Origin of the sequence: Enterococcus sp. AZ179, from assembly GCF_050498885.1 — a bacterium.
GTDB classification, from domain to species: Bacteria; Bacillota; Bacilli; order Lactobacillales; family Enterococcaceae; genus Enterococcus_D; species Enterococcus_D entomosocium.
This window is the reverse complement of sequence record NZ_JBMHEO010000001.1, coordinates 3,028,353-3,042,308: the sequence shown is the minus strand read 5'-3', so window position 1 is coordinate 3,042,308 and position 13,956 is coordinate 3,028,353. Positions and strand designations below refer to the sequence as shown.

15 protein-coding genes, 1 tRNA gene and 1 other annotated feature are annotated in these 13,956 nt (G+C 44.4%); of the genes, 4 read left to right on the top strand and 12 right to left on the bottom strand.

The window, feature by feature from the left end; genetic code table 11:
• Window positions 1-10 precede the first annotated feature (10 nt).
• The 8 genes from phnE (IGI88_RS14235) to rplU all read right to left on the bottom strand — a co-directional run bounded on the left by phnE (IGI88_RS14235) (window position 11) and on the right by rplU (window position 5,420).
• Complete coding sequence (phnE, locus tag IGI88_RS14235) at window positions 11-802, bottom strand: phosphonate ABC transporter, permease protein PhnE (protein WP_008378503.1); 792 nt, start codon at window positions 800-802, stop codon at window positions 11-13.
• Window positions 799-1,581, bottom strand: coding sequence for a phosphonate ABC transporter, permease protein PhnE (gene phnE, locus IGI88_RS14230; protein ID WP_005235330.1), 783 nt, complete (start codon window positions 1,579-1,581; stop codon window positions 799-801). The genes phnE (IGI88_RS14235) and phnE (IGI88_RS14230) overlap by 4 nt, the downstream gene beginning before the upstream one ends.
• Entirely contained in the window at window positions 1,578-2,366 is a 789-nt protein-coding gene (gene phnC / locus IGI88_RS14225) for a phosphonate ABC transporter ATP-binding protein (RefSeq protein WP_005235328.1), read from the bottom strand. The genes phnE (IGI88_RS14230) and phnC overlap by 4 nt, the downstream gene beginning before the upstream one ends.
• 95 nt (window positions 2,367-2,461) lie before the next feature.
• Entirely contained in the window at window positions 2,462-3,397 is a 936-nt protein-coding gene (phnD, locus tag IGI88_RS14220) for a phosphate/phosphite/phosphonate ABC transporter substrate-binding protein (RefSeq protein WP_005235326.1), read from the bottom strand.
• 463 nt (window positions 3,398-3,860) lie between these two features.
• A complete protein-coding gene (locus IGI88_RS14215) occupies window positions 3,861-4,325 on the bottom strand; it encodes a GNAT family N-acetyltransferase (RefSeq protein WP_429960690.1) in 465 nt (154 codons plus the stop codon).
• 109 nt (window positions 4,326-4,434) lie between these two features.
• Window positions 4,435-4,728 carry a 50S ribosomal protein L27 gene (gene rpmA / locus IGI88_RS14210; protein ID WP_003126181.1) on the bottom strand — a complete coding sequence of 98 codons (294 nt, stop codon included), beginning with the start codon at window positions 4,726-4,728 and terminating at the stop codon, window positions 4,435-4,437.
• A 12-nt stretch (window positions 4,729-4,740) separates the two neighbouring features.
• A complete protein-coding gene (locus IGI88_RS14205) occupies window positions 4,741-5,085 on the bottom strand; it encodes a ribosomal-processing cysteine protease Prp (RefSeq protein WP_005225752.1) in 345 nt (114 codons plus the stop codon).
• Between the two features lie 26 nt (window positions 5,086-5,111).
• On the bottom strand, window positions 5,112-5,420 hold the full coding sequence (rplU, locus tag IGI88_RS14200) for a 50S ribosomal protein L21 (RefSeq protein WP_005225751.1): 309 nt from the start codon (window positions 5,418-5,420) through the stop codon (window positions 5,112-5,114).
• Window positions 5,421-5,439: 19 nt separating this feature from the next.
• Window positions 5,440-5,510 (bottom strand) — a sequence feature (ribosomal protein L21 leader region).
• Between the two features lie 169 nt (window positions 5,511-5,679).
• On the opposite strand from rplU, the gene IGI88_RS14195 reads away from it, so the two are divergent.
• Window positions 5,680-6,333 (top strand): uracil-DNA glycosylase, encoded by a 654-nt coding sequence (locus IGI88_RS14195; RefSeq protein WP_429960689.1) that lies wholly within the window; start codon window positions 5,680-5,682, stop codon window positions 6,331-6,333.
• A gap of 17 nt (window positions 6,334-6,350) precedes the next feature.
• Here the strand turns inward: IGI88_RS14195 and leuD are convergent, their stop codons facing one another.
• Genes leuD through IGI88_RS14175 form a run of 4 tightly spaced genes read right to left on the bottom strand, consistent with a single transcriptional unit; the run spans window position 6,351 to window position 10,882 of the window.
• Window positions 6,351-6,938 (bottom strand): 3-isopropylmalate dehydratase small subunit, encoded by a 588-nt coding sequence (gene leuD / locus IGI88_RS14190; protein ID WP_005235316.1) that lies wholly within the window; start codon window positions 6,936-6,938, stop codon window positions 6,351-6,353.
• Window positions 6,938-8,320, bottom strand: a complete 1,383-nt coding sequence (gene leuC / locus IGI88_RS14185; RefSeq protein ID WP_005235315.1) for a 3-isopropylmalate dehydratase large subunit — start codon at window positions 8,318-8,320, stop codon at window positions 6,938-6,940. The genes leuD and leuC overlap by 1 nt, the downstream gene beginning before the upstream one ends.
• Window positions 8,301-9,365 (bottom strand): 3-isopropylmalate dehydrogenase, encoded by a 1,065-nt coding sequence (gene leuB / locus IGI88_RS14180; RefSeq protein ID WP_005235314.1) that lies wholly within the window; start codon window positions 9,363-9,365, stop codon window positions 8,301-8,303. The genes leuC and leuB overlap by 20 nt, the downstream gene beginning before the upstream one ends.
• Complete coding sequence (locus tag IGI88_RS14175) at window positions 9,362-10,882, bottom strand: 2-isopropylmalate synthase (protein ID WP_016612263.1); 1,521 nt, start codon at window positions 10,880-10,882, stop codon at window positions 9,362-9,364. Before IGI88_RS14175 ends, leuB begins: the two co-directional genes overlap by 4 nt.
• A 576-nt stretch (window positions 10,883-11,458) precedes the next feature.
• Here IGI88_RS14175 and IGI88_RS14170 point away from each other — a divergent pair.
• From IGI88_RS14170 to IGI88_RS14160, 3 genes are all read left to right on the top strand, one after another.
• Window positions 11,459-12,157 (top strand): O-methyltransferase, encoded by a 699-nt coding sequence (locus IGI88_RS14170; RefSeq protein WP_034872576.1) that lies wholly within the window; start codon window positions 11,459-11,461, stop codon window positions 12,155-12,157.
• A gap of 145 nt (window positions 12,158-12,302) precedes the next feature.
• Window positions 12,303-12,376, top strand: a tRNA-Arg gene (locus IGI88_RS14165).
• A gap of 628 nt (window positions 12,377-13,004) precedes the next feature.
• On the top strand, window positions 13,005-13,862 hold the full coding sequence (locus IGI88_RS14160) for a PhzF family phenazine biosynthesis protein (protein ID WP_086332466.1): 858 nt from the start codon (window positions 13,005-13,007) through the stop codon (window positions 13,860-13,862).
• Window positions 13,863-13,956 lie beyond the last annotated feature (94 nt).

Here is a 13,956-nt window from a genome sequence, read left to right as displayed (position 1 = left end):
CCTCATTTTATTAAACCAATCGTTTACGCAAGCGCCCAGAAATAAAATCAATGATCGTGACCGTCACAACGATCCCTAATAAAATGATTCCTACACGGCTCCATGATCGCGCATTGATGGCAAAGATCATCGGCGTACCGATCCCACCTGCCCCTACGATCCCTAAGATCGAAGCTGAACGGACAGCCAGTTCAAAACGATACAAGGTAAAAGAAAGAAATTCTGGAATCAATTGTGGCAATGTCGCAAAGCCTAACACATCCCAACGATTTCCTCCCGCACTAACGACCGATTCTGAAGGACCGTGATCCATGTTCTCGATCGCTTCGCTATAGAGTTTCGCCAACATCCCAATGGAATGGACACTAACTGCCAAAACACCAGCAAAGGATCCGGGACCCACTGTTTTGATGAACATGATCGCTAAGACGATTTCTGGAAACGTTCGAATCGCCGTCAGCACGATTTTACCGAAACCTGATAGCCAGCGAGGGCTGTTTTTGCTGCGCGCCGCCCAAAAGGCAAAAGGAATACTTAATATTGAGGATAAAAACGTACCCACAAAGGCGATCGCAACGGTTTCGATCATCAAACTGATCAAATCTTCGCCATCACCGGTATAAACATAGCCCCAATCAGGATGGATCAGGCCATAAAAGATTGAGCCGACAATTTGACCGACATTTTCTTTAACACCCGCAAAAGGCACGCCAGCAAAAGCCCAAATATAAAGGAGGATAACGACTACTGCGATCAGCCAATTCCGTATTTTTTTCTTTTTCGGTTCTGCTGGCAACATCATAACAATCGCTCCCTTAATCTATTACTGATGGTATCAATCACCAAAACAACTGCAAAAATCACTAAGACGATAATCGACGTCTGGTCATATCGAAATTGGCTTAAAGATCGTTGTAAGAAAACACCGATTCCGCCTGCGCCGATATACCCAAGAATCGTCGATGCCCGCACATTGATCTCAAAGGCATAAAGCAAGTAACTAAGAAAATGGCTCATGACTTGCGGTACGACTGCATAGCGGATGATGTCAAACTTCGATCCTCCAGAAGCCGTGATTGCTTCGATCGGACCTTCATCAATCGTTTCAATCGATTCATAAAACAATTTGGTGATCATCCCAAAAGAAAACACAGAGATGGAGATCACCCCGGCAACGGGACCGATTCCGACAATGGCAACAAATAAAGCCGCCAGCATCAAATCAGGTACTGTCCGAATGATATTTAAAACAAAACGGAAACAACCGCTGATCCAATGATTCGTCATGATATTTCGTGCTGCTAAAAGCGAAAACGGAAAGGCCGCCAGTGCACCAAAGGTCGTGCCGATGATCGCCATTTGGATCGTTTGCAAAATCGGCTCAACAATGATTTTGGCATATGCCCAATCAGGATGAGCCATCTTTTGTAAAATGACATTCATTTGACTGCTATTGCTAAAGAACCGTGCCAAATCAACGCCTGAAATAGAGCCGCTAACGAACAATACCACTAAAAAAATGACGAGCCACAGAACATTTTTCCATAGTCCGCTGCGTTTCGGCAACGTATTTGTCGTCATTGTCCTGCCCCTTCCTGCTCTTCTATGATCTCGCTGCCATAAATCTGTTTCAATCGCTGATCGGTCGCTTCACTGACAGGGCCATCAAAAACCAAGCCTCCGTCTCGCAACCCGATGATCCGCGTGCCGTACTCTCTTGCCAATTGGACAGAATGCAAATTGACTACGATGGTAATCCCCAGATCTTGATTGATCCGTTTTAAGTCATTCATGACTTTTTCAGTGGTTAAAGGATCTAAGGAAGCAACCGGTTCATCCGCTAAAATAATCTTCGGCTCTTGCGTCAAAGCACGGGCAATCGAAACCCGCTGCTGCTGACCGCCAGACAATTCATCGGCTCGAGTATAGACTTTTTCTGCTAAATTGACCCGCTGCAGCGATTGATAAGCCAGCTCTTTATCCGCTTGCGGGAACAAACCAAGCAACATTTTGATCGTTGGGTGATAAGCTACTCGCCCAGTTAAGACATTTCGCAAGACACTCGAACGTTTCACCAAATTAAAGCTTTGGAAAATCATGCCAATGTCTCGACGAATCAAGCGTAGCTCTCTTCCTTTTGCTTTTGTGATCGACTTGCTATCGATTAAAATCTCGCCACTCGTGATCTCGTGCAGTCGATTGATGGAGCGCAGCATCGTTGATTTTCCTGCTCCTGATAAACCCACTACGATGACAAATTCCCCTTTTTTGATATCGATGTTTAAGTCCTTCAAACCTAATACCCCATTTGGGTATTGCTTGGTCACATTCTGAAATGAAATAATCGTTTCGTTCTCTAGAGCCATGATTCTCCTACTTTCTTTCCATTAGGTAAAAATTGCTTTCCATTCGAAAAGGGTACCTCAACTACCGGTACCCTCCCGATCTATTCATCTATTAGTTATTGTCCGACTTGTTCCGCATACTCTCTTACGATGTCGAAATTGCTGTCTTGTGAAACAACGTATCCTTCATGAGAGTAAATATCAGAGATGATTTGTTTTCCTTCTTCATCTTTACCGATCGCGATAAAGGCATCTTGGATTTTTTTGTCCCACTCTTCACTCATATCGCTGCGAACACTGATCGTATCGTTCGGGATCGGTTCGGTAAAGTACATTGGTTCTACCTCATCCATGATTTCTGGGTAATCATTTTTGACCGTGTTGCGGGCATCTTCAAAAACGAACGCTGCGTCAACGTCGCCATTCAAGACAGATAAGACCGCTTGGTCATGGCCTTTGACTTGAACAGTCGTCACATCCGTATTGATATCGATGCCTGCTTTTTTCATTTCTGCTACTGGCCAAACATAACCGGCAGAAGAAGTAACATCTTGCGTGGCAATCGTTTTGCCTTTTAAATCTTCCAACTCTTTGATATCGCTGCCGCTTTTTACGACGATCATTGAGCGATAGCTATCAACCAATTCATCCGTTGATTCCCCACCAGGCTGCTTGATGCCATAACGCTGTGCTTGTAATAGCACCTTAACATTGCTTTGTTCATTTGCTAAAACATAGGCATTCGGCGGTAAAAAGCCTACATCTACTTGTTTCGAAGCCATTGCTTCGACGATTGTATTGTAGTCAGTGGAAACACTCACAGTGACTGGAATCCCCAATTCATCACTTAATAATTGCTCAAGTGGTTTTGCTTTTGCTTCTAATGTTTCTGCTGCTTGTGATGGAACAAATTGAACGGTCAACTTTTCTGGTACATATCCTGCTTCTTCAGCCGCCGAGTCAGTACTTGCTCCACCTGAGCCACATGCCGCCAGCGTAACTGCTGCCACCAAACCTAAACCAAACATTGCCGTTTTCTTCCAAACTTTCATCACTTTTTCTCCTTTTCATTAAAAAAATCGAACTCACGGAATTCCGAACTTTCCTTTTTGATTATAAAAAACCAACGAATCAAAAACAATCTTTTTCGAATTACGAACGTTTTCTTTTTTGATAATGTTCGTGTTTCGACCAAAATCATTCGTGAGCACATTCTCAATAATCAACGTTTTTCGAAAGTTTCTTTCCATTTGTTCTACTTCCTCAGAGTATCAAATGAATATAAGGTTTGTGTTGTCAACGTGTAAAGATTTCGTTAATAGCAAAAGGAACTTTGTGAACAACAAAGCATGGATATACTCGTAATTCTTACCCTAAGTGCACAAAATTTCTTGAAAAATCTAGCCAGAAAATGACGGCACACTTTTTTGACCGGAAAAACACCAATAAAAAAAGCAGAGAATCCCCTTAAGAACCTCTGCTTTTGACCTCATTTTTTACTGTAGAAAGAGTCATTTACCCTTGATCCGTTGGCAGCTGCAACAAGAGTACATGCTCGTTATCAATCATTTCACCTGTCAAGACAAAGCCGTTTCGTTCGTAAAGCTTTGTTGCGATCTCGTTGCCATCTACAGCGGAGATCCTTAATTCTTGCGCTTGGATATGGGTTTCGAACCAATCTAACCCAGCAAGAAACGCCTGACTGCCTAACCCTTGATTTTGGAATTTTTCTGCAATCATAAACCGCTCGATCCACCACGAAGCTTTTGGATAATCCTCATCCGCTTCGTAAAAACTAAATAAGAGAAAGCCGACCATATCCTCACCATTGTAGAGGGCAAATGCCTGACGTGGTTCCTCATAGATCGCCTCTAACATTGAGTACCAATTGGGCGCAACAAAATCTTCTTGCTCCTTCGTTGTCTTCAAATTCATGCACGCACGATAGTTTTCCTTCGTGATTTCTTTTAATTGAATCATTGCTTCACTCCTTATCTAAGCTATTATAAATAACTATTTCGTTAAAACGGTTTCATTGGTGTATAAAAAAACACCCAGGTTACTTTTACGTAATCTGGATGTCATTTTCTTATGCTTCTTGCGCTACTGGATAAACAGATACTTGTTTTTTGTCGCGGCCTTTACGTTCGAAACGAACAACGCCGTCAACTTTTGCAAACAATGTATCATCTCCACCGATACCTACGTTTACCCCTGGGTAAATTTTAGTACCGCGTTGGCGATAAAGGATTGATCCGCCTGAAACGGTTTGACCGTCAGCACGTTTCGCACCTAAACGTTTTGATTGAGAGTCACGTCCGTTAGAAGTAGAACCCCCACCTTTTTTGTGAGCGAAGAATTGCAAATTCATTTTCATCAACATGAGATGCACCTCCTAGTTTTCTTTAGTAGTTTTGATTTGGATATAATCGTTGTACTCCTCTTGAACTGATTGCAAGCCGATCAACAAATTTTCTAAAAGAATTTGTGCGATATTCGACTGCTCTTGGGTCAAACGAGAAGGCAGCGTGACTAATAAGTACCCACCATTTTCGTTATCTGCTTCAACTTTTGGCGCAACGCCAGCCAAAGCATCGATCCCATTGACTGCACTGATCGCTAAAGCGGATGCTGCAGCACAGACGATGTCTTTGCCGTATTCTCCTGCTTGTGCGTGTCCAGCTAGTTCAAAAGAAACAATCCGACCAGAGTCATTTCGTTTGAATGTCCCTTTGATCATATTCGTTACCCTGCTTTTCGTAAGAATTAAGCGTTGATCGCGTCAATAACAACTTTTGTGTAAGGTTGACGGTGACCTTGTTTACGGTGTGAATGTTTTTTAGGTTTGTATTTGAAAGTTACGACTTTCTTTTGTTTGCCGTGTTTTTCAACAGTTCCTTCAACAGTTGCTCCTGCAACGATTGGGGCACCCACTTTTGTTGATTCGCCACCTACTAAGATAACTTCATCAAAAGTAACCTTTTGTCCAGCTTCAACGTCTAATTTTTCAACGTAGATTGCTTGACCCACTTCAACTTTTACTTGTTTCCCACCAGTTTTGATAATTGCGTACATGCTCTACAGCACCTCCTTATAATATACTTAGACTCGCCATCCCAAGTGACTTTCGTACTTACTACTTGTTCTGTGCGGTTGTAGCTGTGGAGTCCACAATTACAACAGATTAACTTTATCAAAATGTTTTCCTAAAGTCAATCACTAATTAAGGAAAAGACAGAATTCTTTTGCTACTAGTCATTTCCTTTTGTGCATTTTTTATTTTCTATTACTATAGAAGAAAGAGCACAAGCGAAACAGAATGGGAGGAGTTTTCATGCAATACCCCAAAGAATTAGCCACTGCCGTTCAACAGGCATCCCGCAGTTATCCGTTGGAAGGATTTGTTCCAGGTCAAGGACCGCTGCAGCCCAAATTGATGATCGTTGGTGAAGCCCCTGGTCGAACCGAAATCGAGAATTTTATTCCTTTTAGCGGACAAGCAGGAAAAGAATTGATGAAATCGTTGGCTTTAGCCGGTTTGACCCGTGAGGATGTCTACATCACCAGCGCTGTCCGCAGCCGTCCATATTCCGTCAAAGAACGAATCAACAAGCGCAGCGGTGCCCATGAGATCGTCCATCCCAATCGGACACCTACCAAAAAGGAAGTCTTGCTACACGCACCACTGCTTGACTACGAGTTGTCCATCGTGGATCCGCCCGTCATTGCAACTGTTGGCAATATCGGACTACAGCGATTATTAGGCAACGCCTATCATATCAAAGACCACCATGGCGAAGTGATCCGTTCCAAAATTCAAGAAAGCAATCCGACAAAGGATGGCTATCAATGGTCGGAAAAAGAATATCTGATCGTGCCGATGTATCATCCTGCTGCGATCTTTTATAATCGGACGTTGACTCCGCAAATCGAAGCTGATTGGCGAGGGTTAAGAAACATTCTTTCACAAATACCAGCCGACGAATAACGACCAGTCCCCTAGTCCTACTGCCAATACGCTGGAATCGTCTGCTCATAGGCGGTGATTTTCGCCGCTTCCTGCAAGGTGATACTGATCTCATCGAGACCGTGGATCAATTTGTGTTTCCAGGTAGCATCGATTGCAAAGAAATGCTCCTCCCCGGCAACGATCACACATTGCCTCGGCAAGTCGATGCTGATTTTTTCAGAAGCAGGCAGCGAGGCGATCCTTTGGCGAACAGTCAAAGGCAGCTCGATGGGCAGCAGCCCGTTTTTGGTGGCATTCATATAGAAAATATCACCGAAGCTACCAGCAATCACGGCTTTGAAGCCGTAATCCAACAGCGCCCAAGCCGCATGCTCTCGAGAAGAGCCAGAACCAAAATTATCACCAGTGACGAGGACTTGAGCGGTCTGATATGCTGGATCATTCAAGATAAATGCTGGATCAGGCTTGCGTTGCGGCAAATAGCGCCAATCGTCAAATAAAAATTCGCCAAACCCCGTTTTTTCGACGCGCTTCAAATAATTTTTCGGTAGGATTTGATCGGTATCGATATTGTCATTCATCAAAGGCAGCGTCGTACCTTCAAATTGCGTAAAAGCTTCCATTAACCAACACCTCCAACCACTTCTCGTACATCGACAAAACGCCCATGAATCGCAGCTGCTGCCGCCATTGCCGGACTACAAAGGTGCGTCCGAGCGTTTTTCCCTTGCCGTCCAACAAAATTGCGGTTTGACGTGGAGGCACAGTGGACGCCTTCTGGTACTTTATCAGGATTCATTCCTAGGCACATGGAACAGCCAGGCTCCCGCCATTCAAAACCAGCCTCAATAAAGACTTTGTCTAAACCGATAGCTTCCGCTGCTTTACGAACAGGGCGTGAACCAGGAACGATAATGCCAGTGACCCCTTCTTTGATGGTCTGACCTTTCAAAATCGCCGCTGCTTCTTGCAGATCAGACAAACGACCATTGGTACACGATCCGATAAAGATGTATTCGATGGGGATATCGGCAGCCGTCTGTCCGGGGTGCAGTGCCATATATTCATAGGCTTGCTGATCATTGTGATCTCGCACTTCAGGAAACGTTTCGCTGACCGGTACTCCCATTTCTGGATTGGTGCCCCAAGTGATGTAAGGTTCTAAGGTTGCTGCGTCTAAGGTGATCAGGGCATCATAGTTGGCACCTTCATCGGTATAAAGGGTTTGCCAATCCGTCACCGCACTGGCAAACGCTTGTGGCGCAAAGCGTCGATCCTTCACATAAGCAAAGGTCGTTTCATCAGGTGCGATCAAGCCCATTTTTGCCCCACCTTCGATCGACATATTGCAAATGGTCATGCGCTCTTCCATCGTCAGGTTGCGGATCGTTTCGCCAAAGAATTCTACGGCATAGCCACCACCAAAATCTGTGCCATGCGTCGCGATCAATGCCAAAATAATATCTTTGGCGTACACCCCCGGCTGCAGCTGACCGGTGATCTCAACTCCCATGCGTTTCGGTTTTGTCTGCCAAATCGTCTGTGTCGCAAAGACATGCTCCACTTCACTCGTACCGATCCCAAATGCGATCGCGCCGAAAGCACCATGGGTGGCAGTATGGGAATCACCGCAAACGATCGTTTTTCCTGGTTGGGTCAAGCCTACTTCTGGGCCAACCATATGGACAATTCCTTGGTTGGCAGAGCCATTGTCACACAATTCGATCCCAAAATCATGACAGTTTTTACGTAACGTATCCATTTGCTTTTTTGCAACCAGATCGGTGATGGTAAAAATATCTTTGGTAGGCACATTATGATCCATTGTTGCGAAGGTTTTTTCGGGACAGCGAACTGTCCGTCCCGCTTGCCGCAATCCTTCGAAGGCTTGCGGCGTCGTCACTTCATGGATCATATGCAGATCGACATAAAGCAGCTGCGCCTGCCCTTCTTCTCCTGTGATCACATGCCGATCCCATAGTTTATCAAACAGCGTTTTCCCCATAATTGCTCACTCCTAACTGTGCAATAACCGCTTCTGTAAAGGCAGTTGTCGTTGCCGTCCCACCTAAATCACGCGTCAAGATCCCCGCATTCATTACCTCATAACACGCACTTTCGATGGTATCTGCCAGCTGTTCCTCTTGAAAGGACTCTCTTAGCATCATCACGACAGACAAAATCATGGAAACCGGATTGGCACAATTTTGCCTAGCAATATCCGGTGCCGAGCCATGGATCGGTTCATATAAAGAAACCCCTTCTGCGCCATGGCTTGCGCTTGGTAGCACCCCTAATGACCCCGGCAAAACCGAGGCTTCATCACTTAAAATGTCGCCAAAGAGATTTTCGGTCACGATTACATCAAAGTCTTTGGGATTTTGGATGATTTTCATAGCGGCGGAATCAACATATTGATGAGTCAACTGACAATCTGGGAATTCCTGTGCCGTTTCTTCCGCTAATCGGCGCCAAAGCCGGCTAGTCGCCAACACATTTGCTTTATCGACAGAGAGAACCCGCTTCTTCCGCGTACGGGCGATCTCAAAGGCTTTACGCAAAATCCGTCGAATCTCTGCTTGGTGATAATGATTGATGTCGTAGGCTTCTTCAGGTTTTTCTGCTTTTTCGCCAAAATAGATACCGCCAGTCAACTCACGAACGATGACAAAATCTGTCCCTCGAAGGATCGTTTCTTTGATGGGAGACAAAGCAATCACCGCATCAACTACTTTGATGGGTCGAATATTGGCGTATAGACCTAACGCTTGACGCAGATTCAAAAGTCCTTTCTCGGGTGTTGTCGGTGCGTTTTCCCAAGCTGGATCACCAATGGCTCCTAAAAGGACCGCATCCGCCTGCTGGCAAGCTTGTAGTGTTTCTTGCGGCAATGGCTCTCCAGTAAGTGCCAGCGCCGCTCCACCAAATGGCCGCTGGTCAAAATGAAAGTGCTGGAGATGGTCAGGACAAGCCGCTTTCAATACCGCAAGGGCACTGTCCATAATTTCTGGTCCGATGCCATCTCCTGCTAAAACCACGATCTTTTTCAAACAAGGACACCTCGATTCTTTAGAGCTGCGCTAGCCTGTACATATGCTTTGGCTGACGCCTGCAAGACATCAAAGTCTAAGCCGATCCCGCTGATTTTTTCATTGGTTTCCTGGCATTCAATGACCACGTGCACTTCCGCTTGCGCATCTTCCCCACTGGTCAAGGCAGTGATCTCATAATTCAACAACTTCGGCTGCTGCTGGAAAATCTGATCGATCGAGTTGTAGATAGCTTGGATACTGCCGGCACCGATGGCTGATGCCACTTGTTTTTCCTCGTCTTTGATGATAGAAACCACTGCTCCTTGATGGCCATTGGACACGTATTGTAGCTGAACGGCGTCCAACTCGCAGCCGCCTTCTTGGCTGCGGCCTTGATCGGCCACCAAAGCCAGCAAATCTTGTTCGGTCACTTGCTTCTTTTTATCTGCCAATTCTTTGAAGCGTTTAAACAATTCGTTGGTTTCTTCTTGGTCAAACTGGTAGCCCAGTTGCTGCATTTTATCGACAAACGCATGGCGGCCAGAAAGTTTGCCTAAAGGCAACGAGTTGGTTTCTACCCCCACCAACTGTGGGGTAATAATTTCGTAGGTCTCAGGATTTTTCAAGACGCCATCTTGATGAATCCCTGATTCATGGGCATAAGCATTGCCTCCGACGATCGCTTTGTTTTTCGGTACCGTGATTCCTGACAAACGTGCCACCAGATCGCTGGTTCGTTTTGTTTCGTTTAATTTGATGTTGGAGGTAGCCTGATAGAAATCATTGCGAATATGCAACGCCAAGGCCACTTCTTCTAATGCAGTATTGCCAGCTCGTTCGCCGATCCCGTTGATCGTTCCTTCCACCCGATCAGCACCATTTTCAATAGCCGCCAGCGCATTGGCTGTCGCCATTCCCAAGTCATCATGACAATGGGAAGAAAAAGTGATCTGCTGCTCGCTTTTGATATTGGCGATCAAATAGGCAAAAAGCGCTCCATATTCCGTAGGATTGGTAAACCCTACTGTATCGGGCACATTGATGATCGTCGCGCCGGCATCAATCGCTGTTTGAACCGCCTCAAGCAAGAAGGCTTTATCGGTGCGGGTGGCATCTTCTGGCGAGAATTGAACTTTTTCAAAGCGTTCACGCGCATAAGCCACATGTTCTTTGATGGAAGCGAGTACTTCTGCTTTCGTCATATTCAGCTTGTACTGGCGATGCACCTTACTCGTTGCTAGAAAGACATGGATCTGTGGATCGACGGCTTGATAAAGAGCTTCATAGGCACGATCAATGTCTTTTTTCTGACAACGGGCAAGTCCTGCAACGGTCATTTTCGTCACCGCCCCAGCAATCGCTTTGACTGCTTGAAAATCTCCTTCTGATGCAATCGGAAAACCTGCTTCGATCGTATCGATGCCCCATTTTTCTAATTGCAGCGCCAGTTGAACCTTCTCTTTCGTATTAAAGTTGACTCCCGGGGTCTGTTCACCGTCTCGCAATGTCGTATCAAAAAACTGGATTTTTCTCATCACTATTTCCTCCTTAGCAGTGGTAGGAGCACGCTTGGCGCGACCTCATTCAAACACAATTGAAAAAATGGTATAAAAAAAGCACTCCATAAAGGGTTTCCTTCATGCAATGCGAATAGGACTCTTCAAATGATGCCTTAAAAAAGGCGGGTCATAGAAAAAGAGTCCTTACGATAATAATAATAAAAATGCAGCTGTTTGTTTCAATCGTTTATCCATCGTCGTCACCTATCACTTTTTTTATCTTGTTATGAAGATACCAAACAGCAGGTTCCTCTGTCAACACTTTTCCCTGAATTTTCTGAATATTTCGATAAAAAGTTCGTTTTTGCCCTGTTGATGGGTTGCTTTTCTTCCTTGATGAAAATTTAAGCAGAACCTGACGAGATCTTCACAGGATTTTAACCAAACCTCCACATAACACCGTTATGATAGAAATATCCCAAAAATATTTTTCACCCCTTTATCCTGCCAGTCTTATGACTGGTTTTTTTGTTGTTCCAAAGACTCGAAAAGATTGAACTTAAGGTGAGTTATTCGTATAATAAGGGGCAGCGATAAATTAGGAGGATGAAGATGCGCAACGAAATGATGCATCGTCCAGTAGTCAAACCAGAACTAGTGGCGTTTATGCGTGAAAAACAAAAGCAATTACCCGGCGAACTTGGTGAAATCGAGCAAGCCGCTCATGAAAAAGAAGTGCCAATCATCCCACATGAAACAGTGGTCTTTTTGCAGTTTTTATTAGGACAGCTCCAGCCAAAAGAAATCCTTGAGATCGGCACAGCGATCGGTTTTTCTTCAAGCTTGATGGCGCAATGTGTGAAAGATGGTCATGTCACAACGATCGATCGCTTTGACGTCATGATCCGCAAAGCCAAAGAAACCTACGCTCGCTTAGGAAATGAAGAAAAAATCACGCTATTAGAAGGACAAGCGGCAGACGTCCTACCTACATTGAGTGGCCCTTATGATTTTATCTTCATGGACAGCGCCAAATCAAAATACATTGAATTTTTACCAGAATGTCTGCGTCTATTACGCAAAGGCGGTGTGCTGATGGTGGATGACGTATTTCAAGCTGGAACGATTCTACACCCCATCGAAGAAATCCCTCGTAACCAGCGAGCGATCCATCGCAAATTGAATCTTTTCTTGGATACCGTGATGAACCATCCTCAGCTGACCTCCACGCTTGTCCCTTTAGGAGATGGTGTGATTCTCATTACGAAAGAAGCAGATAGCGTAATTCTTGAGGAACCTGAGAAAGGTTGAGGGCAGCTGCGCTTCCTTTTTTCAAAGAAAAAATAAGAAAAGGGCGAAAAGCGATTGACATTGCTGCGCCCTTTTTCTATAATGTTATTTGTTGCTGATTGATTTCAACAGCTTAGGCGAAGTGAGCATTCGCTGAAAATTATTTGTTCCAGTAGCTCAGCCGGATAGAGCATTCGCCTTCTAAGCGAACGGTCGGGGGTTCGAATCCCTCCTGGAACGTTATTTAACCGTCGAGAACCCTTGTTCTTGGCGGTTTTTGTTTGTTCTTGTGCCAAATATGTGCCAAATTGATCTAATTTTTTTGCCATAGCAATTTGGTGACTAATCAACAGCCTGTTCCCTTCCTCATCAAAAGCAACCAAACGATCGCTTCCCATCCGTTTCAATCTTAAGCAAATTTCTTTCATCGGTATCATAATTTCAGTGTTTATCCTTATTATCAGTAATCCCCCCGTAAACTACTTGTTCTCTAGTTAAATGATGCCTCACCATGTTACTATTGGTCACTGCTCTCACGGGTGAAGGCTGGGCTTATTTTAGCATAGCCTCAACGCTTTTTACTAAATGATTTAAGTAAATGAGAAAGCAAGAGGGATGTTGCGTTCTCATTTGCTTTTTTGATAGCTAAAATATTTACTGGTACCTATAAGATAATAGTTGACGAGAAAGGTTGGCATGCTCAAAGGAACGTTTTTGCTATAGTATGCTTACATACCGCACTCTTCGATCACTCATTTTTTTCATTTTATCGTACCTTCAGTATAACACGCTTACCCAATCCGTTTTCATATCCTCCTCCTGCAAAAATTATGCTATGCTTAACAAGAACAAAGAAAGCAGGTGTCCTATGGAGATAACGGTACATATCGCAAGTGGGTTTAGTAAAAATCAAACGGGTGGCAACAAGGCTGGAGTCGTCTTGTTGGAACAGCCTCTTACGCCACAACAAAAGTTAGCCGTCGCAAAAGAGTTAGGCTTTTCAGAAACAGCTTTTTTATCGAAATCCCCGCAGGCCGATTTCCGATTTGACTATTTTACGCCAAAAGAAGAAGTTGACTTATGCGGACATGCAACAATTGCCTCCTTTGCACTATTATCGTATCTAAACAAACTTTCCAGGCAACAGTATCGCATCGACACCAACGCCGGACGTTTGTCGATCACCATCAAAGACGGTGTCATTTTCATGGAACAGAACAAACCACTGTTTTCAGATGTGCTTTCACTAGAACAATTAACTGACTGTTTTGATACCAATGCTATCAATGATCAAATTCCTATTCAAATCGTTTCTACTGGATTAAAGGATATCCTTATTCCAATCAAAACAACGGCCCAGTTGCAGCAAGTTGCACCTAATTTTGAGGAAATAAAAAAAGTAAGTGCGCTTCAACAAGTAGTTGGCATGCACTTATATGCAATGGAAAAAGAACGAATCGTTTGTCGTAACTTTGCTCCATTGTTTGACATCAATGAAGAATCTGCCACAGGCACTTCCAATGCCGCCTTGGCTTGCTTCTTGTATCAAAAGTGTGCCCTCGAAAAAGAAGTGTATCGCTTTGAACAAGGCAGCAATTTAGGTGAACCTTCTGAAATCTTTGTCAAACTCGTTACGACTTCGCGAAAGGAAATCCAACATGTTTACGTTGGGGGCAGAGGGCATTTTTGCGAGACAGTAACCATCGACACCGATACACTGGCATAATCACGACAATTTGGGGCTGATCTTCAATCAGCCTTTTTTCTTTTCCTTTTCACACATCGCGTTCTTTTTTCCATAGCAGCCCATCAGTACCTCG

Coding starts and splice junctions, on each gene's coding strand:
- rplU (WP_005225751.1), bottom strand. CDS start 5,420: ATGTACGCAATTATCAAAACTGGTGGGAAACAAGTAAAAGTTGAAGTG.
- IGI88_RS14205 (WP_005225752.1), bottom strand. CDS start 5,085: ATGATCAAAGGGACATTCAAACGAAATGACTCTGGTCGGATTGTTTCT.
- leuD (WP_005235316.1), bottom strand. CDS start 6,938: ATGGAAGCTTTTACGCAATTTGAAGGTACGACGCTGCCTTTGATGAAT.
- phnC (WP_005235328.1), bottom strand. CDS start 2,366: ATGGCTCTAGAGAACGAAACGATTATTTCATTTCAGAATGTGACCAAG.
- leuC (WP_005235315.1), bottom strand. CDS start 8,320: ATGGGGAAAACGCTGTTTGATAAACTATGGGATCGGCATGTGATCACA.
- IGI88_RS14160 (WP_086332466.1), top strand. CDS start 13,005: ATGGAGATAACGGTACATATCGCAAGTGGGTTTAGTAAAAATCAAACG.
- phnE (WP_008378503.1), bottom strand. CDS start 802: ATGATGTTGCCAGCAGAACCGAAAAAGAAAAAAATACGGAATTGGCTG.
- IGI88_RS14195 (WP_429960689.1), top strand. CDS start 5,680: ATGCAATACCCCAAAGAATTAGCCACTGCCGTTCAACAGGCATCCCGC.
- phnE (WP_005235330.1), bottom strand. CDS start 1,581: ATGACGACAAATACGTTGCCGAAACGCAGCGGACTATGGAAAAATGTT.
- IGI88_RS14170 (WP_034872576.1), top strand. CDS start 11,459: ATGCGCAACGAAATGATGCATCGTCCAGTAGTCAAACCAGAACTAGTG.
- IGI88_RS14215 (WP_429960690.1), bottom strand. CDS start 4,325: ATGATTCAATTAAAAGAAATCACGAAGGAAAACTATCGTGCGTGCATG.
- phnD (WP_005235326.1), bottom strand. CDS start 3,397: ATGAAAGTTTGGAAGAAAACGGCAATGTTTGGTTTAGGTTTGGTGGCA.
- IGI88_RS14175 (WP_016612263.1), bottom strand. CDS start 10,882: ATGAGAAAAATCCAGTTTTTTGATACGACATTGCGAGACGGTGAACAG.
- rpmA (WP_003126181.1), bottom strand. CDS start 4,728: ATGTTGATGAAAATGAATTTGCAATTCTTCGCTCACAAAAAAGGTGGG.